19 protein-coding genes and 1 tRNA gene are annotated in these 23,117 nt (G+C 69.5%); 13 read left to right on the top strand and 7 right to left on the bottom strand.

Annotation, left to right across the window (positions count from 1 at the left end; genetic code table 11):
- Nucleotides 1-57 precede the first annotated feature (57 nt).
- The 3 genes from FMQ63_RS15965 to gltX all read right to left on the bottom strand — a co-directional run bounded on the left by FMQ63_RS15965 (nt 58) and on the right by gltX (nt 2,103).
- A tRNA-Gln gene (locus FMQ63_RS15965) sits at nt 58-128 on the bottom strand.
- A 69-nt stretch (nt 129-197) separates the two neighbouring features.
- Complete coding sequence (locus tag FMQ63_RS15960; protein ID WP_011552742.1) at nt 198-605, bottom strand: hypothetical protein; 408 nt, start codon at nt 603-605, stop codon at nt 198-200.
- Between the two features lie 58 nt (nt 606-663).
- Entirely contained in the window at nt 664-2,103 is a 1,440-nt protein-coding gene (gene gltX / locus FMQ63_RS15955; RefSeq protein WP_011552743.1) for a glutamate--tRNA ligase, read from the bottom strand.
- Nucleotides 2,104-2,190: 87 nt separating this feature from the next.
- Here gltX and FMQ63_RS15950 point away from each other — a divergent pair, with 87 nt between their 5' ends.
- Genes FMQ63_RS15950 through FMQ63_RS15935 form a run of 4 tightly spaced genes read left to right on the top strand, consistent with a single transcriptional unit; the run spans nt 2,191 to nt 5,300 of the window.
- On the top strand, nt 2,191-2,745 hold the full coding sequence (locus FMQ63_RS15950; RefSeq protein WP_011552744.1) for a hypothetical protein: 555 nt from the start codon (nt 2,191-2,193) through the stop codon (nt 2,743-2,745).
- A complete protein-coding gene (locus tag FMQ63_RS15945; RefSeq protein ID WP_011552745.1) occupies nt 2,742-3,629 on the top strand; it encodes a myxosortase-dependent metalloprotease, MXAN_2677/MXAN_2678 family in 888 nt (295 codons plus the stop codon). The genes FMQ63_RS15950 and FMQ63_RS15945 overlap by 4 nt, the downstream gene beginning before the upstream one ends.
- Nucleotides 3,587-4,570, top strand: coding sequence for a myxosortase-dependent metalloprotease, MXAN_2677/MXAN_2678 family (locus FMQ63_RS15940; RefSeq protein WP_011552746.1), 984 nt, complete (start codon nt 3,587-3,589; stop codon nt 4,568-4,570). Before FMQ63_RS15945 ends, FMQ63_RS15940 begins: the two co-directional genes overlap by 43 nt.
- 10 nt (nt 4,571-4,580) lie before the next feature.
- Nucleotides 4,581-5,300 carry an HAD family phosphatase gene (locus FMQ63_RS15935; protein ID WP_020477653.1) on the top strand — a complete coding sequence of 240 codons (720 nt, stop codon included), beginning with the start codon at nt 4,581-4,583 and terminating at the stop codon, nt 5,298-5,300.
- Between the two features lie 39 nt (nt 5,301-5,339).
- On the opposite strand, the gene FMQ63_RS15930 is transcribed toward FMQ63_RS15935, so the two are convergent.
- Nucleotides 5,340-7,397, bottom strand: a complete 2,058-nt coding sequence (locus FMQ63_RS15930) for a TonB family protein (protein WP_011552748.1) — start codon at nt 7,395-7,397, stop codon at nt 5,340-5,342.
- A 244-nt stretch (nt 7,398-7,641) separates the two neighbouring features.
- Here FMQ63_RS15930 and FMQ63_RS15925 point away from each other — a divergent pair, with 244 nt between their 5' ends.
- From FMQ63_RS15925 to FMQ63_RS15900, 6 genes are read left to right on the top strand one after another with little or no spacing between them, the layout of a single operon-like run.
- Nucleotides 7,642-8,208 carry a chemotaxis protein CheW gene (locus FMQ63_RS15925; protein ID WP_011552749.1) on the top strand — a complete coding sequence of 189 codons (567 nt, stop codon included), beginning with the start codon at nt 7,642-7,644 and terminating at the stop codon, nt 8,206-8,208.
- Nucleotides 8,205-9,662, top strand: a complete 1,458-nt coding sequence (locus tag FMQ63_RS15920; RefSeq protein ID WP_011552750.1) for a protein-glutamate O-methyltransferase CheR — start codon at nt 8,205-8,207, stop codon at nt 9,660-9,662. The genes FMQ63_RS15925 and FMQ63_RS15920 overlap by 4 nt, the downstream gene beginning before the upstream one ends.
- 21 nt (nt 9,663-9,683) lie before the next feature.
- Complete coding sequence (locus tag FMQ63_RS15915) at nt 9,684-11,300, top strand: methyl-accepting chemotaxis protein (RefSeq protein WP_011552751.1); 1,617 nt, start codon at nt 9,684-9,686, stop codon at nt 11,298-11,300.
- Nucleotides 11,297-11,680, top strand: coding sequence for a PleD family two-component system response regulator (locus FMQ63_RS15910; RefSeq protein WP_011552752.1), 384 nt, complete (start codon nt 11,297-11,299; stop codon nt 11,678-11,680). Before FMQ63_RS15915 ends, FMQ63_RS15910 begins: the two co-directional genes overlap by 4 nt.
- Nucleotides 11,681-11,684: 4 nt before the next feature.
- On the top strand, nt 11,685-12,269 hold the full coding sequence (locus FMQ63_RS15905) for a chemotaxis protein CheW (RefSeq protein WP_011552753.1): 585 nt from the start codon (nt 11,685-11,687) through the stop codon (nt 12,267-12,269).
- Nucleotides 12,270-12,278: 9 nt separating this feature from the next.
- Nucleotides 12,279-14,825 carry a response regulator gene (locus tag FMQ63_RS15900; protein ID WP_011552754.1) on the top strand — a complete coding sequence of 849 codons (2,547 nt, stop codon included), beginning with the start codon at nt 12,279-12,281 and terminating at the stop codon, nt 14,823-14,825.
- A 12-nt stretch (nt 14,826-14,837) separates the two neighbouring features.
- On the opposite strand, the gene FMQ63_RS15895 is transcribed toward FMQ63_RS15900, so the two are convergent.
- Nucleotides 14,838-15,854: a histidine kinase dimerization/phospho-acceptor domain-containing protein gene (locus tag FMQ63_RS15895; RefSeq protein ID WP_228556432.1), complete on the bottom strand. Its 1,017-nt coding sequence runs from the start codon at nt 15,852-15,854 to the stop codon at nt 14,838-14,840.
- A 305-nt stretch (nt 15,855-16,159) separates the two neighbouring features.
- On the opposite strand from FMQ63_RS15895, the gene FMQ63_RS15890 reads away from it, so the two are divergent.
- The 3 genes from FMQ63_RS15890 to FMQ63_RS15880 all read left to right on the top strand — a co-directional run bounded on the left by FMQ63_RS15890 (nt 16,160) and on the right by FMQ63_RS15880 (nt 21,393).
- Nucleotides 16,160-18,151 carry an alginate lyase family protein gene (locus FMQ63_RS15890; protein ID WP_020477655.1) on the top strand — a complete coding sequence of 664 codons (1,992 nt, stop codon included), beginning with the start codon at nt 16,160-16,162 and terminating at the stop codon, nt 18,149-18,151.
- A 67-nt stretch (nt 18,152-18,218) separates the two neighbouring features.
- Nucleotides 18,219-19,538, top strand: a complete 1,320-nt coding sequence (locus tag FMQ63_RS15885) for a nucleotide sugar dehydrogenase (RefSeq protein ID WP_011552757.1) — start codon at nt 18,219-18,221, stop codon at nt 19,536-19,538.
- Between the two features lie 79 nt (nt 19,539-19,617).
- Entirely contained in the window at nt 19,618-21,393 is a 1,776-nt protein-coding gene (locus FMQ63_RS15880; RefSeq protein WP_011552758.1) for a TldD/PmbA family protein, read from the top strand.
- Nucleotides 21,394-21,421: 28 nt separating this feature from the next.
- Here FMQ63_RS15880 and FMQ63_RS15875 read toward each other — a convergent pair whose 3' ends face one another.
- Both FMQ63_RS15875 and FMQ63_RS15870 read right to left on the bottom strand, forming a co-directional pair.
- Complete coding sequence (locus tag FMQ63_RS15875; RefSeq protein ID WP_011552759.1) at nt 21,422-22,327, bottom strand: DUF6055 domain-containing protein; 906 nt, start codon at nt 22,325-22,327, stop codon at nt 21,422-21,424.
- Nucleotides 22,324-23,117, bottom strand: a 794-nt coding sequence (locus FMQ63_RS15870) for a metalloenzyme (RefSeq protein ID WP_141276657.1), incomplete at its 5' end; no start/stop codon positions are given. The genes FMQ63_RS15870 and FMQ63_RS15875, both read right to left, overlap by 4 nt.

Here is a 23,117-nt window from a genome sequence, read left to right as displayed (position 1 = left end):
TTTCGTCCTGCTCAGGTTGCTTCGGACCAACGAGCACTGCAACTGCGGGACTACAAGCTGGGGAACTAGGATTCGAACCTAGATAAGCAGAGTCAGAGTCTGCTGTCCTGCCGTTAGACGATTCCCCAAGGACCTGCTCGACCGCGGCGCTTCTCTACCAATACCACTTCGGGACTGCAACAACTTCGGTGCGACGTTTACTTCTTCCTGCTCTTCGTCGTCTCCGGCTTCTTGGCGGGCTTGGCTGCCTGCTGGGTCGGGACGATGTAGATGCGAACTTCGTCGTTCGCCTCGTAAATGTTCAGCCCCGCGAAGTTCTTCCCCGAGGGGTTGCTGATGTGAACCGCCTTGACGCCCGGCTGGTTCACGATCTGCCGGCGAGGGTAACCGCTCGTCGAGTAGACCGCGCGGTAGTACTCCAGCGTGCCATCGAAATCCCTGGGTGACCGGTAGCGATTCTCACCGACCCGCTTGGACCCATCCGGCAACTGCGCGCCATTGATGACTTCGGCGCCCGCTGAAACCGCCCAGAGCGCCACCAGCGCCGCTCCGAGCGGGCGCGCCTTATAGAAACCACGTTTCAGGCTGTCAAGGGCACGCATCATGGGTCCGAAAGATAGGGGCCTGCGCTGCTGACGTCCACCGCTACCTGCGCCTGATGGCTCAACCGCGCGTCAGCGCCGCGTCGATGCGCAGCAGGGATTCGTCGCGGCCTACCAGCACCAGCGTCTCGCCGATGCCCGGGCTGGTGGTGTTGCCAGTGAGTGCCACGCGGATGGGCTGCGCCACCTTGCCCATGCCGACGCTGGAGGCCTCGCTCACCTGCTTCACCACGCCGTCCAGCGCCTCCACCGACCACTCCGGCAGCGCGGTGAGCGTCTCGCGCACCTTGCGCAGCAGGTTGAGGGACTCTCCGGAGAGGTGCTTGGTGGCGGCCTTCTCGTCCAGGGTGATGCCGGAGCGGAAGTAGACGTTGGCCGCGGTGGTGGCGATGTCTTCCAGGGTGTTGGAGCGCTCGCGCAGCGTGCGCACCAGCGTCTCCAGCCGCGGGTCGCCCTTCGCCTGGATGCCCTTCGCCTCCAGGAAGGGGAGCAGCCGCTCCACCACGGTCTCCACCGGCAACTGCTTCATCCACTGCTGGTTGAGCCACAGCAGCTTCTCCGGGTTCCACACGCCGGAGGTGGTGCCCACGTCGCTGAAGTCGAACCACTCGAGCATCTGTTCGCGGCTGATGACCTCGTCGTTGCCGTGGCTCCAGCCCAGGCGGATGACGAAGTTGAGCAGCGCCTCCGGCATGACGCCGTTGCGCTTGTGCACCATCACGTCCGCTTCCGGGTGCTTGCGCTTGGACAGCTTCTCGCGGTCCGGGCCCAGGATGAGCGGCAGGTGGGCGAAGTCGGGAGGCGTCCACCCCAGCGCCTGGTACAGCATGAGCTGCGGGAAGGTGGAGTTGACGTGCTCCTGGCCGCGCGCGACCAGGGTGATGTCCATCAGGTGGTCATCAATGACACACCCGAAGTTGTACACGGGGATGCCGTCCGCCCGCATCATGACCCAGTCATCCAGGTCGCTGTGCGTCTTGGTGATGGTGCCCAGCGCCTTGTCGGTGAAGGACACGGAACCGTCACCCGCGGGCATCTTGAAGCGGATGACGGCGTCCGCGGCGTTGCGGCCGGCGGGGGGCTCGGTCCGCTCGCGGCAGGTGCCCGGGTACTTGAACGCGCCGCCCGCCTTCTCCGCCACCTGCCGCTGCGCGTCGAGGTCCTCCTTCGTGCAGTAGCACCGGTAGGCCTTGCCCTCGGCGATGAGCTGGTCGGCGTGCTTGCGATAGGTGTCCAGCCGCTGCATCTGGAAGTAGGGGGCGTAGGGGCCTTCCTTACCGGGGCCCTCATCCCAGTCGATGCCCAGCCAGTTCAGCCCGTCCAGGATGGCCTGCACCGACTCCGGGGTGGAGCGGCCCTGGTCCGTGTCCTCCATGCGAAGGACGAAGGTGCCGCCCTGGCGCCGCGCCTGGAGAAAGTTCATCAGCGCCGTACGGGCACCGCCAATGTGAAGGTAGCCGGTAGGCGAGGGAGCGAAGCGGACGCGAAGGGCAGGAGGCATACGGGCGCGCGGATTAGCAGGGCGAGGATGGAGGGTCAACGCGGAGGGGCATTCCTGGAGTAAGTTGGATGGCCAGGGAGAACTCGTATGTCGATTCGTCAGGTAGTTCGCACGTTGCTCCTGGCTGTCCTCCTGGTGGGCGTGCCCGCGACCGCCACCACCCAGCTCCGCGTGGACCTGTCCGGGCTCGCGGTAGGCGCGGACACCGTGGTCCACGGTGTCGTCCGGCGCGTGGAGAGCCGCTGGAGCGGCGACAAGATGCGCATCCTCACCGACGTCGAAATCCAGGTGACGGAGTCGCTCAAGGGCCAGCCTGGGAGCACGGTGCTCGTCACCCAGCCCGGGGGCCGCATGGGGGACATTGGCCAGGTGGTGCACGGCCTGGCGTCCTTCACGCCGGGCGAGGAGGTGGTGGTCTTCCTGCAGAAGCGCGGCCCCCGTGCCTTCCGCGTCTCCGACATGGCGCAGGGGAAGTTCCAGGTGAAGCGTGAGGGAAAGACGGCGCTGGCCGTCCCGGAGCCCACCGAGTCGCAACTGTTGGACCCCGTCACCCGAAAGCCGGCCGCGTCCGCGCTCCAGTCCATGACGCTGGTGGAGCTGAAGGCCGCCATCCGTGAAGCCCTTGGGGAGCAGACGCCGTGATGCCGCTCGCGCCCCTGATGCTGGCCCTGACCCTGGGCCAGGTGGACCCCTACGTCCGCAGCCGTGTCGATGCGGGTGACACGCGCACGCAGTGCCTCTACTGGACGTCCAATCGCGTCGTCTGGAACCAGAGCACCTACGGCAACCCGGACACGGCGGGCGACTCCGAGTTCGACGCGATTCGCGCCTCCTTCCAGAGCTGGCAGGACATTTTCGCCGAGTGCGGCAACCTCACGTTGGTGGAAGGCCCGCGCGTGGACGAACGCGAGGTGGGCTACCGGCGCCAGGGAACCAATACCAACCTGGTGCTGTTCCGGACCCGGGACTGCAACTCCGTAGTGCCCGCGACCGATGCGTGCTGGGCCGACGACACGTGTGCCAACACACATGACTGCTGGGATGACGACGACAACACCATCGCCATCACCCTCACCACGTACGACGAGCGCTCGGGCATCATCTACGACTCGGACATCTCCTTCAACGCGGCGCGCTTCTCCTTCACGACGGCGAACGGCGGCACATGCTTCCCGCCGGTGACGACCCACTGCGTGGCCACCGACGTGCAGAACACCGCCACGCACGAGGTCGGCCACCTCATCGGTCTGGACCACACGCGCGCCACCGGCTCCACCATGAACCCCAGCGCGCCGCCGGGAGAGGTGTCCAAGCGCGTGGTGGACTCGGGCTCGCGCGGCTTTGTCTGTGACGCCTACCCCCAGGGGCAGGCCAGCCAGTCGTGCCTCCACCCGGTGACGTCCATCGAACTGGGGCCCAAGGCTGGAGGCTGCTCCGCGGCGGGGCCGGGTGGAGCGCTGTCGCTGGTGGCCGTCTGGTCGCTGTGGCTGGCGCGCCGCCGCCGTCGCGAGGAGGCGGTCCGGTGAGGAAGGCGCTGGCGCTCGCGGCCGCGTGCCTGGCCACCTCCGCTCACGCGCAGATGGAGGAGGAGCCGTCCTACCGCCGCACCGTGGTGCCCAGGCACCCGCTGTGCCTGGTGTGGCCGGTGCGTGAGTATGTCTACCACCTAGATGCGGCGGGCAGCGCGCGCACGCCTGGAGACTCCGAGGTGGCGGCCATCGAGGCGTCCTTCGACTCGTGGCGGAACATCTCCGACGGGTGCAGCGACTACCGGTTCACCCGGGGCGAGGACTGGCGAGCGCCCATCGCCGTGGGCTACGACGAGACGCGTCCCCGGGACAACTACAACATCATCACGTTCCGGGAGACGTCGTGCCACGAGGTTGCCCCGGCGGATGATGCGTGCTGGACCGAAGAGACGTGCGGCAACGTCTACCAGTGCTGGGAGCATCCGCCTGGGACCATCGGCCTCACCACGTCCACGTTCTCCTATCGGGACGGGCGGGTGTTGGACTCGGACATCGAGCTGAACGCGTCCCAGCCGGCACGGGGCTACGGCTTCCTCTTCACCACGGTGGACTCACCGGTGTGTGAAGGCGAGCCCTCGGTGGACTGCGTGGCCACGGACATCCAGAACACCATGACGCATGAGATTGGCCACGTGGTGGGCCTGGACCATGTCTTCGTCCCGGGCGCCACGATGGAGGCCACCGCGCCGCCGGGGGAGACGCGCAAGCGTGTCATCGACCCGGGGTCGGCCGCCGGGTTCTGTGACATCTACCCGCGTCACCTGCCGCCCACCCAGTGCTTCGTGCGGGAGGGGGCGGGGTTTGCGTTGAAGGCGGACGGCCGGGGCAGCGGCTGCGCGGCGGCGCCGGGACCGGTGGCGTTGGGGCTGGCCGCGCTCGTCCTGACGCGTGTGCGGCGGCGTGCGGTCCGTGCTGCGGCATCCCTCCGGCGGGATTAGAGGTCCTGGCGTGGCCGTCGCATTCTTTGACCTGGACAAGACGCTCATCGCCGCCAACTCGGGCTCGCTGTGGATTCGCCGCGAGCTCGAGCTGGGGCACATCTCCCGCTTCCAGGCGCTGCGCGCCAGCCTCTGGATTGCGCGCTACCACCTGGGCTTCGTGTCCATGCAGGACGCCGTCGCGCGCGCGATTGCCCAGCTCGCCGGTACGCCCGCGAGGCCGCTCCAGGAGCGCACCGCCGTGTTCTACGAGGAACAGGTGCGGCCGCTCTATCGGCCCGGGGCCTGGGCCGTGCTGGACGCGCACCGGCGTGCCGGGGAGCGGCTCGTCCTGCTGACGTCGTCCACGGGCTACCTGTCGGAGCTGGTGGCGCGGGAGCTGGGACTGGACGCGGTGCTGTGCAACCGCTTCGAGGTCGATGGCGCGGGCCTCCACACCGGACGCGCCCTGGGCACCATCTGCTTCGGCGAGGGCAAGCGCGTCTGTGCCGAGGCCTATGTGCGCGAGGCGGGCGTGGCACTTTCGGCATGCGCCTTCTACACCGATTCGTATTCGGACCTGTCGGTGATGGAGGTGGTGGGGCGGCCCGTGGCCGTCCACCCGGACCACCGGCTGCGGCGCCACGCCCGGAAGCGGGGCTGGCCGGTGGTGGACTGGGGCGTGCCGCCCGGCGGCGATGTGCCGGCCGTTCCTCCCGCGCCTCCCGTGGTGCCCTCTACCGGACCCTGATGTGCGCTGGGTCCGGCGGGGGCCGTCAGCAATGCATCCTCAGCGGCGCGGTGCCACCAGGCGCATGCTGAAGGTGTAGTCCACGTTCACCGGGTAGCCCTTGTAGACGATGGGCTTGTAGGTCCGGGACGTGAGGGCATCGAGCACCGCGCGCTCCATGTGGGCCACGGACTTGATGATCCGGCACTTCTCCACGCGGCCCTGCTGGGTGATGGTGCAGCGGACAATCATCACGCCGCTCGACTTCGCGGCCATCGCTTCGCGCGTGTAGATGATGTCCTTGCCCTGGTCGACCATCTCCGGGCGAGGCATGTCCTCGTTGTAGGGGAGCACGTCGCCACGCGCGGAGGCCACCGCCGCGGTGGGAAGGACCGGCAGCGCGAGCCCGGTCGCCGAGCCCTTGGCCGGAGCCGCGTCGGCTGCCGCGGCCGTGGCGCCACCGACGGCCGCCGCGACAGGGAGCTCCGTGGCGGGCGAGGCCGTGGGGGCGAGCATCACCGGCGCGGACATGCCGCCCGGCGTGGCCACCGGCTCGACTTCCTCCGCCGTCTCATCCGCGCTCACGGAGGCCACCTCGACGTGCCGGCTGCCGCCGGCGCCGCCCCGGCGCTTCTGCAGCTTCTGCGACAGCACCACCTCGCCGGTACCGCCCGTGACGACGGTCTCCATCTGGTAGCCCTCCAGCGCGAAGGTCAGCTCCACCGTGACGGAGCCATCCTGTCCCGACGGAATCTCCAGGGTGAAGGGGGTGACGCCTCGCTCCTTGCCCCGGTAGAAGACGCGGGCGCCGGAGGGCTGGCTCATGAGCTTGAAGCGGACCTTGCCCGCGTTCGCGGCGGCAGCGGGTTCGGCGGCCGGCTCCGCGGCGGGTGCGGCGGCGACAGGCGCCGGGGCCTCCGCCTGGGGCGCGGGGGCCGGTGGTGCCGCTTCCTTGTTCGACATGAAGAATACCGCGCCGCCCGCGATGAGGCCCGCCACCACGAGGCCTCCCAGGCCACCCGTGAGCAGCGTGCGCTGCCGGGCGCGCTTGACGTCCCGGGGCACCTCCACGCTGATGTCCACCGCCAGCGTGTCACCGGATTCGGTGTTGTTGCCCACGTTGGAGAACAGCGTGGGGGACGGGTAGGGGCCCGTCGTCGTCGCGCCGCCGGGCCGCTTGAAGATGCCGCTGTTGCCGCCCGCGGACATGCTCGCTTCGCGCAGGCCCTCCAGCAGCTCGTCCATTGTCTGGTAGCGCCGCGCCGGATCCTTCTCCAGGCAGCGGCGGACCACCGCCTCGATTTCCGGCGGGATGTGGAGGTCCGGCCGCACCTGCTGGAAGGTGGGTGGGGCTTCCTTGTAGTGGGCGAAGATGAGCTCGATGTGGTCGCGCGCGATGAACGGCGGACGCCCCATCAGCATCTGGAAGAGCACGATGCCCAGCGAGTACACGTCGCTGCGCGCGTCGGTGGCATTGCGCGCCTGCTCAGGCGCCATGTACTGCGGCGAGCCCAGGAACGTGCCGTTCTGGGTGATTTCAGGAGAGAGTTGCCCCTCCTGGGGCGCCGCCACCGACTTCACCAGGCCGAAGTCCAGCACCTTGACCAGGTCCTGATCCTGCTCGTTGAGGAGCATGATGTTGGCCGGCTTCAGGTCGCGGTGGACGATGCCCTGGCTGTGCGCCTCGCGCAGCGAGCGGCAGATCTGCTGGGTGATGGCGATGGCGCGAGACCACGCCAGCGGGCCGACCTGCCCCAGCACCTGGGCCAGCGTCCGGCCGTCCAGGTACTCCATGGCGATGTAGAAGATGCCGTCGTCCGTCTGCCCGTAGTCGATGACGGTGACGGTGTTGGGATGGCGCAGCTTGGACGTCAGCGACGCCTCACGCAGGAAGCGCTTCTGGAAGCCAGGGTCCCGGCTGCTGGGGAAGCTGGGGTTGAGTACCTTGAGCGCCACCACGCGCTCGAGCGGCGCCTGTAGGGCCCGGTAGACCTTGCCCATGCCCCCGATGCCCAACGGTTCCAGGATGCTGAAGCGGCCGTTCAGATTCCGCCCGATGAGAGGATCCGCGCCCGTTCCAGTGGGTGCCTCGGGATTCGGCGAGTCGCCCTTGATCATTCGTAGCCCCAGACTGCAAGCAACATCGGTTCTCCAGAAGTGTCGCCGCACTTCATCAAACCATACCTGCCGAGCGCTCCGCACCAGTGGGCTGTCCGATCCAGCACGTCTGATGCCTTCCGTTGCCGCCATCACTCGCCGATCGTGTGAGAGTGAATGCCGGTTAGCCCGCATTGACGCTTCTTCGTCGGACAGACTAGCGTGCTCCAATCCCGCGCTTCAGTGACAGGCGGGAGTTCCCCTGATGGCAGACACACCAGACAATTCCATGGTCGCGCAGTCGCGCCGTCTCTCTGTCGAGGAGCGGCTGAGCCAGCTCGAGGAGGAGCAGGCCCAGCTGCGGCAGGAGCTGGCGTCGCTGGCGGGTGAGCTGCGACTTCCAGGGATGTACCTGGCGGTGGACGCGGCGGGGACCAGCGCGCTGATGGACGCGGAGACGGTGCAGGAGGTGGTGCGGCTGGTGGAGCTGGAGCCGCTGCCCGGGGCGCCCGCGCACGTGGCGGGGACCTTCGTCTACCGGGGCAGCCCGGCCATCGTCGTGGACCTGGCGGCGCTCCTGGGGGTGAAGCGAGAGGCCTCCCTGGATGCGCACCTGGTCGTCTGCGGCGGCGGTGCGCGGACGGTGGCCGTGCTGGTGGACCGCGTGCGCGACTTGGTGGAGTCCCCGGTGCTGGTGGACGGGACGCCGGATGGGACGTCGCCGCTGCCGTGGGATGCCAGCGGGCTGATGGCGGGGCTGTGCCGGACGCCCGAAGGCGTGCGCCCGTTGCTTCGGACGGCCGCGGTGCTCGTGGGGCCGGAGGCGCCGTGAGCGAGGGTGTGCTCGACGACGCGACGCTGGCCCGGGTCGAGGACGTCCTCCAGTCGGCCTGTGGGGTGACGTTGGCGCGCAGCCTGCGCCGCTCGCTGGAGACGGCGCTGGGCCGGGCCGCGCGTTCGCGAGGCCTGGAGCCCGACGCCTTCCTGCGCAAGCTGCTGGTGCGCGAGGCCGCGGCGGTGGAGTGCTTCATCGAGCACGCCGTCATTGGCGAGACGTACTTCTTCCGTCACCCGGAGCACCTTCGCACCCTGGCGCGTCTGGCGCAGACGCACCCGGCCCCGTGCTTCCAGGTGTGGAGCGCGGGCTGCGCCAGCGGCGAGGAGCCCTACAGCATCGCCATGGCCTTGATGGCGGAGGGGCTGCCCGAAGGCCGCTTCCGCATACTGGCGACGGACGTGTCGGGCCGGGCGCTCCAGCGCGCGAGGGAGGGCGTGTACGGCCCGTGGTCCCTGCGCCGCATCGAGCCGGAGCAGGAGAAGCGCTTCCTGGTCGCCAACGGCGACGACTACTCCGTCATCCCCCAGGTCCGGCACGCCGTGGAGTTCCGGCGCCACAACCTGGCCGTGGACCCGCCGCCCTTCATGGGCCTGGGCGCCATCTTCTGCCGAAACGTGCTCATCTACTTCCCGACGGAGCTCGCGCAGGAGGTGCTGAAGCGCTTCATCTCCGCGCTGGCCCCCGGCGGGCTGCTCTTCGTCTCTCCGGCGGAGGTTCCGCTGACCAACGGTCTGGGGCTGGAGACTGTGGACGCCGAGGGCAGCGTGGTGCTTCGGGTCCCCGTGCCGGGCGCGCCTCGCGCGGTGACGCCGGAGTCGCGGCTTCCTCGCCTGGGGATGGGCCGCAATCAGGTGGCCTCGCCGGTGCCTCCAACCGGGTGGCCTCAGGCGCTGGACGATTCAAGGGCGCGCCGCGCGCGCGTGCCGGAGGGGCGTCTATCTCTGAACGAGCCCGGGACGTCGCGCCCTGCGTGGGCCGCGTCAACGCCAGACGCCGCCACTCCGGCCGTGCCGCGGTCGGTGGCCGTGGATGCGCTCGCTGCCGAGGAGGTTCCTCCCCTGGAGCGCGCCATCATCGCGGCGCGCGCGGGACACTTCGAGGAGGCGGAGGCGCTGGCGCGCGAGGCCGCGAAGGCGCTCGTCCCCGAGGCGTACCTGCTGCTCTCCATGGTGGCCGAGGTTCGTGGCGACCTGAACGGGGCCGTGGAAGCGGTTCGCAAGGCGCTGTACCTGGAGCCCCGGTTGGCGCTGGGGCACGCCACGCTGGTGGCCCTCTATGGGCGCATGGATCGGCCCGAGGACGCGGAGCGTGCGCGGCAGAACGCCCTGCGCGCGCTGGATGGACTGGATGATGAACACCCGCTGCGTGGGGTGGAGACGATGACGGCCGGCGGCCTGAGGCAGGCCCTGGCGCCAGTCGAGCAGGCTGGCTGGCTTGGAGTGCGCTGAGAGGCGCGCGCTCCTCACGAGGTGGGAGGCAACGTGGACGTCAAAGGGACGCACCTGACACCGCCGGGCCGCGCGCTGGGGACCAGGCTCAGTCTGCGGATGAAAATCCTCGCGCTCACCGGGGCGACGGGGGGGCTGGTGGCCGTCATCCTCATCACCACGACGTGGATGCAGATGGGCGACGCGCTTCGCAACGACCTGTCCCGCCGCGCCAACTCGGTGAGTGTGGAGCTGGCGAAGACGCTGGCGCCCATGCTGAGCGTGAAGCGCGACCCGGAGCGGCTGCAGGAGTTGGTGCAGGGCGCGCTGAGCCTGGGGCCCGAGGTCGCCTATGTCCGCGTCCATGACGCGGACGGCGTCCTCCTGGGCGAGGCCGCCGCGGAGCGCTACGTCGGCGAGGCGCAGGCTCCGGCCTCCGTCGAAGGCGATGCCTCGGTGCTCCGCCGCAGGTCCGTGAAGGGCACGGGCCTGGTGGAGACGACGACGCCCGTGCTCGCGGCCGGCTCCACCGCGCAGCTGGGTACCCTCCAACTGGCGCTCCACGAGGAGGGGCTGAGTCAGACGCTGCGGGAGGCCACGCGCTTCACGGCCATCATCAGCCTGCTCGTGCTGGTGGCCTGCATGGTGGCGGCATGGCTGGTGTCCGGGATGCTCGTGGTGCCGCTGGAGCGGCTGGCGCGCGCGGCGGCGGGCATCGCGGCGGGGGACCTGCGGCAGCAGGTGGACCTCCAGGGCTCGGACGAGATTGGCGACGTGGCGCGCAGCTTCGCGGTGATGACGGACGCGCTCTCCCACCTGCTGCAGGATCTGCGCAGCGCGGCGGCGGAGATGGAGCGCGAGGCGGCGGGCGTGCTGGCCACCTCCACGCAGCAGTCGGCCATGGCCCACCAGCAGGCCTCCGCCATCAATGAGACGAGCACCACGGTGGCGGAGATTGCCCAGACGTCCAAGCAGGCCACGGCCTACGCGGACTCGGTCATCTCCCAGACGCAGAAGTCCGAAGCCCTCAGCGCGGAGGGGCAGCAGGTCGTCAGCGAGAGCGTCTCCGGCATGGAGAAGCTGGGCGAACAGGTGAAGGCCATTGCCCTGTCCATCACCGACCTCAGCGAGCGCACGATGCAGATTGGCGACATCATCGGCACGGTGAAGGACGTGGCCGAGCAGTCCAACCTGCTGGCGCTCAATGCCTCCATTGAAGCGGCCAAGGCCGGGGAGCATGGCCGGGGCTTCGCGGTGGTGGCCACGGAGATGCGCACGCTGGCGGAGCAGTCCCGCATCGCCGCGGAGCAGGTGCGCGGCCTGCTCAACGAAGTGCAGAAGGGGACGAGGCAGGCCGTCAGCGCCACGGAGGAAGGCAGCCGCCGGGCGCAGGCGGCCATGGAACTGGCTCGCGAAGCGGGGACGACCATCCTGGGCCTGTCGGAGGTCATCCGCGAGTCGTCGGGCGCGGCGCGGCAGATTGCCGGCAACACGCGTCAGCAGACCATTGGCGTGGAGCAGATTTCCACGGCGATGAGCGAGCTGACATCCGCCATGGGAGACTCGGTGGAGAGCACCCGGCGCATCGAACAGGTGTCAGGCAATCTGACCAATCTCTCGAAACGGTTCTCGGACCTGGTGGGTAGGTACCAGTTATGAACGCAAAGGTGCTCATCGTCGAAGACACGAAGACCATCACCAACCTTCTTCAGGTGTACCTGATGGGGTGGGGGTTGGAGTTCTTCGACGCTCCGAATGGAGCGATTGGATTGACCAAGGCGCGGGAGCTCAAGCCGGACCTCATCATCTCCGATGTGCAGATGCCGGAGATGGATGGCTTCGCGCTGTGCGCGGCGATCCGTGCGGACCGGCAACTTCACGACACCCCTTTCATGATGCTCACGTCGCTGAAGGACGACGCGAGCCGGCAGAAGGGCAAGCTGGTGGGTGCCAGCGCCTTCCTCAACAAGCCGGTGTCCGTGGACGACCTTCGTTCGAAGGTGCGCGATATCCTGAAGCTCCCTGCGACCCGGTACTGAGCGCATGTCGAAAGACGACGCCAAGATTGATTACACCGGGCTGCGACGCCAGCTCACCGAGGCGCACTCGCTGCTGGACGGCAAGCAGGGTGTGAGCCCCGAGAAGCGTCGCGAGGTGCTCAGCGCCCGTGCCCGGGCCCTGGCTGAATCCCGCCACGAGGAGCGCCAGGAGGTGCTCTCCGTGCTGGCCTTCCAGGTGGGCGGCGAACGCTATGCGGTGCGAATCGAGCACGTGGACCACGTGATCGAAGCGCGCGGCATCGCCTCGCTGCCCGGTGCTCCCCGGCACGTGCTGGGTGCGCTGGTGAGCCGCTCGCGCGTGGTGCCGGTGTTGGACCTGCGCCAGCTCCTGGGGCTGGAGGGGGGCGGCATGTCGGACCTCAGCAAGGTGGTGGTGGTCGAGGCGGATGACAGTGAAGAGGGGTTCGGGCTGGCGGCGGAGTCCGTCGAAGGACGCAAGGAACTGCCGAAGGCGGAGCTGTCTCAGCCTCCGCCCGGGCCCTTCTTGTTCCTCACGCCGGACCGGCTGACGGTGTTGGACCTGGAGCAGCTCGGGGGCCCGTCCGCCACGCGGCCCGAAGGGGAGTAGGCACGCGCCATGGATCCTCAGCTCTTGCGCAGCATCTGGCCGGTGTTCTCCGCGGAGACGCGCGAGCAGATTCAAGCCATCGGGTCGAAGGTGTTGGGGCTGGAGGGCCCGGCGCAGGGGCGTGAGCCGGACCTGCTCCCGTCGCTCAAGCGGCTGGTCCACAGCCTCAAGGGCTCCGCGGCCAGCCTGGGCCTGGACGACATCGAGCAGGTGGTGCACGCCATCGAGGACGGGCTGGCCACCTTCAATCAGGAGGAGCGGCTGCCCCGCGACACGGTGGAGGCCATGCTGCGCGGCCTCTCCGCCATCGAAGGCGCCATGGCCCGTGGCGACGCCGGACAGTCGCCCGTGGTGGAAGGACTGTCCTCGCTGCTGGCGGCCCTGGGCCACGAGTCCGCGGAGGCCGTCCCCCAGACGGCGGCCTCGGGCGCGGCCGCGCAGGCGTTGGAGGTGCTGGACCTCCTCGAAGCGGGGTTGAGCGCGCTGTGCTCGCCGGATGTGCCGGACCGGGCGGCCGTGGTGCGCACGGCGGTGGAGCGGGCCCGCACGTTGAAGGCGTCCGCCGAGTCCGCCGGGGCGCAGAAGGTGGCCACGCTGGCGGAAGCCGCGGCGCTGGGCTTCACGCGCATGGAGCCGGGCGGTGACTCCGCGGGGCTGGCCGCATCGGACGTGGCTGGCACGCTGGTGGACCTGCGGACGGCGTTGGAGGCCGAGGGTGGCGCAGGGGCGGTGGCCCGCGCCGTCCATTCGCTGCGCGCGTCGCCGTCTCCCGCGCCCGTGGAAGGCGCGGCGGCACAGGGGCCCGCGGGAGCTGCGGCCACGACGGAGTCCCGCGGACCGGCGGACCAGACGGTGCGCGTGTCGGTGAAGACGCTGGAGTCCATCGCGCTCCAGGTGGAGCTGCTCCTGGCCGGACGCGCGCAGCAGACGCGGCGTGGCGCGGCGCACCGCGTGTTGATGGACGGCATGCGCGAGGTGCTCATGCACCTGGAGCGCGCGTCGTCGCAGCTCGCGATGGCGGGCGGCGGTCCTGCGCTGGAGCCACTCCGCGCGGGCGTGACGCAGATGCGCGGACTGCAGAAGCAGCTCCTGGAGCTGACGAAGGAGTCGCACCGCGACGGTGAGCAGCTCACGCTGGTGGCCCAGGTGGCGCGCGATGATTTGCGCGACCTGCGCATGGTGCCGGCCTCGCAGGTGCTGGAGCCCCTGCGGCGCACCGTGCGCGAGACGTCCGCGCGGCTGAACAAGCAGGTGACGCTGGAGCTGTCGGGCGGCGAGGTCCGGTTGGACCGGCGCATCCTCGACGCGCTGAAGGACCCGCTGCTGCACCTGGTGCGCAACGCCATCGACCACGGCCTGGAGTCCACCGAGGAGCGGCGGGTCGCGGGCAAGTCCGAAGCGGGGCGGCTGACGGTGCGGGTGGAGCCTCGGGGCTCGCGCATCGCGGTGGTGGTGGAGGATGACGGCTCCGGCTTGTCACCCAGCCGGGTGCGCGCCACGGCGGTGCGGCGGGGGCTGCTGCCGGCCGATGAGGCGGAGAAGCTGTCGGACGCGCAGGCGGCGCGGCTCATCTTCCAGCCAGGCTTCTCCACACGGGAGCAGGTGTCCGCGACGTCCGGGCGGGGCGTGGGTCTGGATGTGGTGCAGGCGACGGCGCAACGGCTCCAGGGCTCGGTGGACGTGGCCTTCACGGCGGGCCGGGGCACGCGCTTCACCGTGGACCTGCCGCTGACGCTGGCCGCGGCGTTGGGGTTGCTCGTGCGCACGGGCACCACGGTGTCCGCCATTCCCTCCGACAGCGTGAATCGCATCCTCCGGTTGAACCCGGACGACGTGGGCACCGTCGCGGGCCGCGTGGTGGCGCGGCTGGATGGGGAGCAGCTCACGTTCCTGCCGCTGGCGGAGGCCATTGGCCTGCCCCGGCTGCCGCTGGCGCTGGACTCCGGGAACGTGCAGGCCGCCGCGCTGCTGACGGTGGGCGAGGACAAAGTACTGTTCGCCATCGACGAGGTGGTGGGGCAGCAGGAGATTGTCGTCCGCTCGCTGGGGCGCCACCTCAAGGGCGTGCGGCACCTGGCGGGCGCGGCGGTGCTGGACGACGGCCGCGTGGTGCCGGTGCTCAACGCCGCGGAGTTGGTGCGCGCGGCGCGGCCGGAGACGCGCTCGGTGGCTCGCGAGACGGCGCGGCCTCGCATCCTCGTGTGTGACGACGCGCTCACCACGCGCTTCGCCATGAAGTCGCTGCTGGAGATTGCCGGCTACCCGGTGGTGACCGCGGCGGACGGTGAAGAGGCGTGGGGCATCCTGGAGCGCACGCCCTGCCAACTGGTGGTCAGCGACTGGCAGATGCCCCGGCTGGACGGCGTGGGGCTGGCGCGGCGAATCAAGTCGCACCCGCAGCTGCACCGCACGCCCATCATCCTGGTGACGTCGCTCGACAGTCCCGAGGACCGCGCCGCTGGTCTGGAGGCGGGCGCGGACGGGTACCTCGTCAAGCGCGAGGTGGAGCGAGGCCGCCTGCTGGAGCTGGTGCGCCAACTGCTGCCCGTGTCCTGACGGCGCCGCGCCTCACGCGTCGCGAGGCGCCACGGGCACGGTGTCATCCACCGGCAGGTGGACCACCCAGCCGTTGCCGGTCTCCTCCGGCAACGAGAGGCCACCCCGCAGCCGCTGCGTCAGGTGCCGCAGCAGCGTGACCGTTTTCTCCGGCAGCGGCTTGCCGCCGCGGATGTTGATGCGCAGCTGCCACACGCTCGCGTCCCCCGCAGCTTCCACGCGCACCGCCGTGGGCGCGCCCGACGCCGCCACCGTGCGGGCCAGCACGCGCACCAGCAGCTCCACGTCATCGCGGGGGCCCGGAATGGCCACGGGCCGGTCCGGGAGCGTCATCGTCGTGTCCATGATGCGCTGGCCGCGCGCGGCGGGGATGAAGGCCGTGCGCAGCAGAGGGCGCAGGTCCTCCACGCCCTCGTCCTGCACCTTCGCCAGCCGGCGCTCGATGATGGCGCTCTGGTCGTCCGCCGAGCGGCGCAGGCGCTCCAGGTAGCGCTGGATGGGGGCCGTCAGCCCGCCCGCCGTTCCCTTCAGCATCATGTCCACGTATCCCTTGATGACCATCAATGGTGTCCTGAGGTCGTGTGACGCCCGGGAGCGCCGGTGCTCCTGGTTCACCACCCGCCGTTCCAATCGCCGCTGCGTCTTCAGCAGATGCACGTGCCGCGCCGCCGCGTCCGACTCCCGGGCATGCGCCGCGAGCAGTACGGCGCCGAACGCCGACATTCGCGCGAGCACCCGCGCATCCCGGCCGGTGGGCCGTTCGGGCCACACCACCAGGGCCGGCCGACGACGCCTCCTTCCCCGGGCGCGCGTGGCCGTGACGACCCCTGTCGCCGCGACACAGACGCGTCCGTCATAGAAAGCCGCTCCGGAAGCGCCCGTCATCCGCTGGGCCTCGCGTACCAAGGACTCCAATCCCGCACGAGCACCACAGCGGAAGGCACGCTCGGCAACCTCCGCGAGCGCCTGTTCCACCCCTGCATCGGACTCGTTGCCGATGCGCCACCCCGTCCGAGCACCTGCCAGCACGCGGGAAGGTATGGGCACGCTATGCACGCGCCGCAACGCTGCCCAGGGAGGGCGCCGGACGCCCGCGAATCGGAAATCCTTTTCCCTTCAGGGCGTGTGAGCCCCCCACTTTTTACCGTCAGGGGGTACGGGGGCACCGCGCAACCCCGCCCAACTCCTAAGAAACAGCTCCTGGCCAGGCACTTGCTAACGGCATCCGACACGGGTGGCGGAAGGGGCGAATGGGGACTCTCGATTACTACGCGGCGATCGCTCGACTTGCACCAGGCGGACTGGCGCGCAGCGCTGTGCGGCGTGTCCAAGGTGTGGCGCGGCAGGCACTCTATCGTCGGCGCGAGCGCGCGGACGAGGTGCAGCTCCTCGAGTGCTACGGCGCGACGGATGGCGTGGAGCTGGTGGAGCTGGCGCTGGGCCAGCGCAGCTCACGCATCTGGTGTGAAGTCTCTCAGCGCGCGTCGGTGCTGGAGGCGCTCGCCTCGGTGCCTGGCGGCCTGGAGCGCGCGCGGGCCCGTGCCCAGGCCGCGCTTCGCCAGGAGTGGGACATCTTCGGCACCCCGGTGGTTTTCGGCGAGGGCCGTCCCGTGGACTGGTTCCTGGATCCGGTGAGTGGTCACCGCTATCCGGTGGAGCCCGTGGAGCGCCTGTCGCTCGCCGTGGCGGGGAGCGACCCGAAGTACCCGTGGGTGATGGGCCGGCTCGACAGCGTCGTGGCGCTGGGCCAGGGGTACTGGGTGGAGACGGCCGCTGACGTACGCGCGCGGCTGGCGGATGCCTTCGTGGCGCAGGTGTTGGACTTCCTCCAGGCGAACCCCGTGGGGCAGGGCGTGCACTGGACATGCGCCATGGAGGTGGCGCTGCGCGCCGCGAACCTGGCGCAGGCGCTGGCCATGTTCTCCGCCGCGCCCGCTGTGGCCCGGCCGGACTTCCTGGTGCCGGTGCTGAGCGCGCTGGCCGAGCACACCGCCTGGGTGGAGGCCCACCTGGAGGACCGCGGCGCGGTGCCCAACAACCACCTGGTCTCCAATTACGTGGGCCTGTTGGTGGTGGGCCTGCTCTTCCCGGAGCTGCCGGGCGCGCCGCAGCAGGTGTCGCTGGCGGTGGGTGGGCTGCGCGAACAGATGGAGAAGCAGGTGCATCTCGAGGGTACGTCCTTCGAGGGCTCCATTCCCTATCATCGCCTGTCGGTGGAGCTGTTCACGCTGGGGTACCTCGCCGCGCGCGGTGCGGGTGTGCCACTGGGGCCCAGGTACGAGTCCCGGCTGCGTCGCATGTTCCACGCCGTGCGCGCGTGGTGTTCCGAGCAGGGCCTGGCGCCACAGATTGGCGACAACGACTCCGGCCGCGTCTTCCCGCTGCGTGATCGCGAGGACAACGCGCACGGCTATCTGGTGGGCCTGGGCGCGGCGCTCTTCGGCGATGCGGGCCTGGGCGGCGGCGAGTTCGTGGACGAGGCCGCGTGGCTGCTGGGCCGCGCCGGGCAGGCGCGTTTCGCCGCGCTCGCGCCCGCGCCGGAGCCCGTGTCGGTGAGCTTTCCGGAGGGTGGTTTTCACATCTTGCGCGGCGCGGGTGTCGTTATCACTGTCAGCGCCGGCAAGCAGGGACAAGGCGGTGTCGGGGGACACAGCCACAACGACAAACTCTCTTTCGAACTCCACGTCGACGGGCGTCCCGTCATCGTGGATCCGGGCACCGGCACCTATACGCGAGAGCCCGCGTTGCGGAACTGGTTCCGCGGAACGGCCGCGCACAACACGGTGCAGGTGGATGGCGCGGAGCAGGCGCCCCTGGATGAGGCGCGGTTGTTCGCGCTGCCGGAGGAGGCTCGGGCGCGGGTGGTGGCCTTCCTGCCGGGGAAGTCGGTGGACAGGCTGTTGGTGCGGCATGACGGCTACCGCCGGCTGCCCGCGCCCGTGGGAATCGAGCGCACGTTCCGGCTGGACCGGGGCGAGCGCGCTCTGGCCGGACGTGACCGCTTCGTGGGCACGGGCCGGCATGACGTGGTGGGCAGATTCCATCTGCCAGATGAACAGGCGCGAGTGGTGTCGCCTCAAGTGCAGGTCCTGTCACGCGCGGGTCGTGTGATGGAAGAGCCGGTGTCGTTCGAGCCGCTCGTGGTGGAACTGGGGCCGGAAGGGGCCCCGCTCGCCTGGGTGGTGCTGGAGAAGGGACTGACGGCGCGGTTGGTGCCGTCGAAGTATTCGCCAGGGTACGGGCGGGTGGTGCCGTCGCTGGCGGTGGAGATCCGGGGGCAGGTGACGCCTCCGGCGTGGTTGAGGTGGGGGGTCGTTTTCCGCTGAGTGTCGGGTCGGGGCGTGACCGTCTTAACGGCACGTCGCATCAGGAGAGGTGAGGACGATGAGGGTGATGGTGAGCAGCCCGCTTCTGGATCGCATCAAGAAGCGGGACGCGAGGGTGGGTGTGGTCGGGCTTGGCTATGTCGGTCTTCCGCTAGGGATGGCGTTCGCGGAGGCGGGCTTCCCCGTCATGGGGCTCGACGTCGACAAGCGGAAGATCGACAAAATCGAGAAGGGGGAGAGCTACATCAAGCACATCCCCGGCGCTCCGCTGGCGGAGCTGAGCAAGTCGGGCAAGCTGAAGGCCACCACGGACTTCGCCAAGGCGAAGGATATGGACTGCGTCATCATCTGCGTGCCCACGCCGCTCACGGCGTCGCGTGAGCCGGACATGAGCTACATCATCCAGACGGGTGAGGCGCTCGCGCCGCACGTGCGTCCTGGACAGCTCTTCATCCTGGAGTCCACCACGTACCCGGGGACGACAGAGGAGGTGCTCAAACCGCTGCTGGAGAAGAACGGCCTCAAGGCCGGCAAGGACTTCTACCTGGCCTTCAGCCCCGAGCGCGAGGACCCGGGCAACAAGAGCTTCAACACCAAGACGATTCCGAAGATTGTCGGTGGCTACTCACCCGAATGCTCCGAGATGGCCGCGGCCCTCTACGGCAGCGCGCTGAAGGAAGTGGTGCCGGTGTCCTCCACCCGCGTGGCGGAGCTGACCAAGCTGCTGGAGAACATCTTCCGCTGCGTCAACATCGCCATGGTCAACGAGATGAAGATGCTCTGCGACCGCATGGGCGTGGACGTGTGGGAGGCCATCCAGGCCGCGAGCACCAAGCCCTTCGGCTACATGCCCTTCTACCCAGGCCCGGGCCTCGGTGGGCATTGCATCCCCATCGACCCGTTCTACCTGACGTGGAAGGCGCGCGAGTACGAGTTCCACACCAAGTTCATCGAGCTGGCCGGCGAGGTGAACTGGCAGATGCCGTACTACGTGGTGCAGCGCACGATGGAGGCGCTGAACAAGAACAAGCAGACGCTCAACGGCGCGAAGGTCCTCTGCCTGGGGGCGGCGTACAAAAAGGACATCGACGACATGCGTGAGAGTCCATCGCTGCGCGTCATGACGCTGCTGGCGGAGAAGGGCGCCGAGCTGTCGTACCACGACCCGTACGTCCCCGAGCTGCACAAGGGCCACGGCTTCAACTTGGAGATGAAGTCCGTGCCGCTGAAGCCGGAGACGCTGGGCCAGTACGACGCGGTCCTCATCCTCACGGACCACTCGGACATCGACTACGCCATGTTGGTGGACCGCGCGAAGGTCGTCGTCGACACGCGCAACGCCACCAAGGGTGTCAGCAAGGGTCGTGAGAAAGTGACGAAGGCCTGACAGTCATTCGCCGCCCGCCCGGAAACCGACCCTCCGAGCGGGGGGCCCCTCGTTCACGGATTCCGCCTTCGCGGCATCCGTGAGCGTGGAGCTGCTCGTATCGTGGAAGGGATGGGCTAGTGTCGGGGCCGTGCAATCCCTCCTTCGAACCGTGTTTCCCCTGCTGGCACTCTCGGCGCTGCTGACGGCGGCGGCGCCCGTGCCGGATGCGCGCGTGAAGCTGCTCGAGGCGATGTCCGCTGAGCTGGCGCGCAATCACCAGCAGCTGAAGATGCAGAACCACGAACCCCCGTATTTCATGAGCTACCAGCTCAAGGACTACGAGCAGCACGCGATCTCCGCGCGCTACGGGGCGCTGTTCATGGACGACGGCTACCGTGAGCGGAAGCTGTACGTCGACGTGCGCGTCGGTGACTACGACTTCGACAGCTCGGTGGCGGAGGGGTTGGAGTTCAGCTTCTCGACCAAGGGCACCAGCTATGTGTCACGCAAGGAAGGCCCGCTGGACGACTCGCCGTTGGCGCTGCGCACCTCGCTGTGGCTCATCACCGATGAGAAGTACAAGTCCGCGCTGTTCCAGTACCTGAAGAAGAAGGGCGAGGACGTCTACGCGGTGGAGGACCCGAAGCGTCCGCCGTCCTTCACGCGCGAGAAGCCGGTGAAGCACGTGGAACCGCCGGTGGAGGCTCCGTTCGACCGCGAGCGCTGGGTGAAGGTCGCCCGCGACGTGTCGGCGCGCTTCAACGCGCACCCGGAGCTGTTCGACTCGGAGGTGCGCGTCACCAAGGACAAGGTGACGCGGCTGTTCGTGTCCTCGGAAGGCAGCCGCATCATCACCGAGGAGACGCTGTACGGCCTGCATGTCTCCGCCGTCACCCGGGCGCCGGACGGGCAACTGCTGGACAACTCGCGCAACTTCTATGTGCCCGCCGAAGCGGAGCTGCCGGACGTGGCGCGCCTGAACAAGGCGGCGGATGACGTCATCCAGGAGCTGCTGGCCCTGCGCGCCGCGCCCGCCATCGACCCGTACACGGGGCCCGCCATCCTTGCGCCAGAAGCGGCCGGGGTGCTCTTCCACGAAGCGGTGGGGCACCGGCTGGAGGGAGACCGGCAGGAAGGTGACAACGAGGGCAAGACGTTCAAGGGCCAGGTGGGCAAGCAGGTGCTGCCGTCGTTCATCTCCATCCACGACGACCCGACGCGGCGCGTGCTCCAGAACGAGCCGCTCAACGGCTACTACCTCTTCGACGAGGAGGGCGTGCGCGGCCAGCGGGTGACGCTGGTGGAGAAGGGCGTGCTGCGCAACTACCTTCAGGGGCGCCGACCGGTGGAGGGCTTCCTCCAGTCGAACGGCCACGGCCGCAGCCAGGGCAACCTGAAGCCGGTGGCGCGCATGGCGAACCTGATGGTGGAGAGCACGAACGGCGTGAGCGACGCGGAGTTGAAGAAGCGTCTGATTGCCGAGGCGAAGCGCCAGGGCAAGCCGTTTGGCCTCATCATCCGCGACATCACCGGGGGCAACACCAACACGTCCGGCTACGGTTACCAGGCCTTCAAGGGCGTGCCGCGCATGGTGTACCGGGTGGATGTGAAGACGGGGAAGGAGACGCTGGTGCGCGGCGTGGAAATCGTGGGCACGCCGCTGTCGGCGGTGAACCGCATCCTCGCCTCGGGGCAGAAGCCCGGCGTCTTCAACGGCTTCTGCGGCGCGGAGAGCGGCAACGTCCCGGTGTCCACCGTGGCGCCGGCCATGCTGCTGCAGGAGTTGGAGCTCCAGCGCACCATGGAGGGGAAGGACCGCCCGCCGATTCTCACCAGCCCGGCGGCGCTGGAGTCCCCGGCGGCGAAGCCGTAGCCGCGCGCCTCCGTGCCCCAGCCGCGCCTTACTGAGGGGCAGGTGAGGGTGCGAGAGGCATGGGGTTCGCAGGCCGGGGGCGCGCCGGGTGGAGCTGCCTGGCGCCCTTGAAGCCGCGCAGCCGCACGTACCGGCGGAAGTCCTGGAGGAAGCTCTCCTGGGTGACGCCCACGGCGCGCTGGAAGGCGCTGTCGAAGTCCGGGCCCTGGCTCATGCCGCGCAGCACCTTCCGGATGGTGTCCTCGCCATAGCGGCGCGCCAGGAAGGTGAAGGCGTGGTGGGCGGCGCCATACACGATGCCGCTCTCGGACTGGTAGAGCGCGTCGGCTTGCGACAAGGGGTCGGCGTTGGGGTGCTGGCGCCAGTAGTGCTCCAGGTCGTCCAGGCTGGAGACGCGGTAGCCCTGTTCGGCGGTGTAGGAGGCCATGCCTTCGCGAAACCAGAGGGGAATCCGCTTGCGTGTCCAGCCGAGCCGGTCCGAGGCCACCTGGTACATGAGGCTGTGGGTGAGCTCGTGCAGCAGCAGTTCGTCCACCTGGCTCTGGCTGGCGCCTCGGGCCGTCCAGGTCCGAGGGCTCTGCAGCTCGATTTGCTCGTAGCGCGCCCAGGCGCGGAGGAAGTCATGCCCCGGGCGGTTGGCGGCGCGCTCCAGCGCCGCGTGGTTGGGGTGAACGACGATGGTGACGGTGTCGTCGAAGGTGCCCCAGCGCTGGAGACGGGGAATGGCGCGTTCGACGGCGAGCTTCACCTGCACGGCCGCTTCGGTGTCGCGCGGTTGGTATTCGACGTCGATGCCAGCGCCGGTGCCCTTGCTGACGAGCACGCGGGCGCTCTGGGAGGCGTAGCAGCCGGTGAGCAGACTCAGGCCGAGCAGCACCCCTGCCCAGCCGGGACTGCCGCGACGGCACCTTGTTGCTGGTGACTCCTGACTCACTCCGCACCCAACCAGCGAACCACCGCGCGTCCGACATCGGCCACGGTGGAGAAGGACTCCACCTCAGGCGCGGGTGGGCCGAAGTAGAGCACGGGCACGGGGTGAAGCGTGTGTCCCCGAGTGGAGAGGTCTTCCACGTTGCCGTGGTCGCTACAGACGAGCACCCGGGCCTCGACGGGGCGCGTGGCCACCAACGCGCGGGTGAAGGCGTCGAACGCGTCCAGCGCGGCCAGGGCGGCCGTCCAGTCCTGGGCGTGGCCGGCCTCGTCCGCCAGGTAGTGCTCGAAGAAGGTGAAGTCCGCGCCTGACGCAATGTCCCAGAACACAGCGGCGGCTTCCTCGGGCGTGCGCGCTGGCGCGGGCAGTCCGTAGGCTCGGGCGCTGGCGCCGGTGATGTCGTGGGTGAGCCCGTCCCCGGCGCGGGCGTCATCGAGCGTCCGCAGGGGGATGCCCCCCGCGGCGAAGGCCAGCTTGGACGCGGAGGGCTTCACCTTGCGGCGCGACTCCGGGGTCAGGACGAACTCCGGCGGGGAGGTGCTGGGCCGGCGGGGGACCTCCAGCGCGTCCAGATAGGGGGCGGGATAGGCGTTGGCGAAGGTGGAGGTGCGGCCCGCCGCGCCCAGCCGCCGGATGATGGAGCGGTCCGCCATCAACCCCCGCAGCGGCGCGTTGGGGTAGCCGAGGACGTGGCGGCCCAGCAGCGCGGGGGCCGGGTCTCCCGTCAGGATGGCCGTCTGATTGGACGCGGACTGGGGGCGGCCGGGGACGCCGAAGGTGGTGGCCGTGGGGC

The sequence above is a fragment of the Myxococcus sp. CA005 genome, from assembly GCF_006518205.1.
Taxonomy (GTDB): domain Bacteria; phylum Myxococcota; class Myxococcia; order Myxococcales; family Myxococcaceae; genus Myxococcus; species Myxococcus xanthus.
Note: the sequence above shows the minus strand (reverse complement) of the source record. Positions and strands in the feature narration are given on the sequence as shown.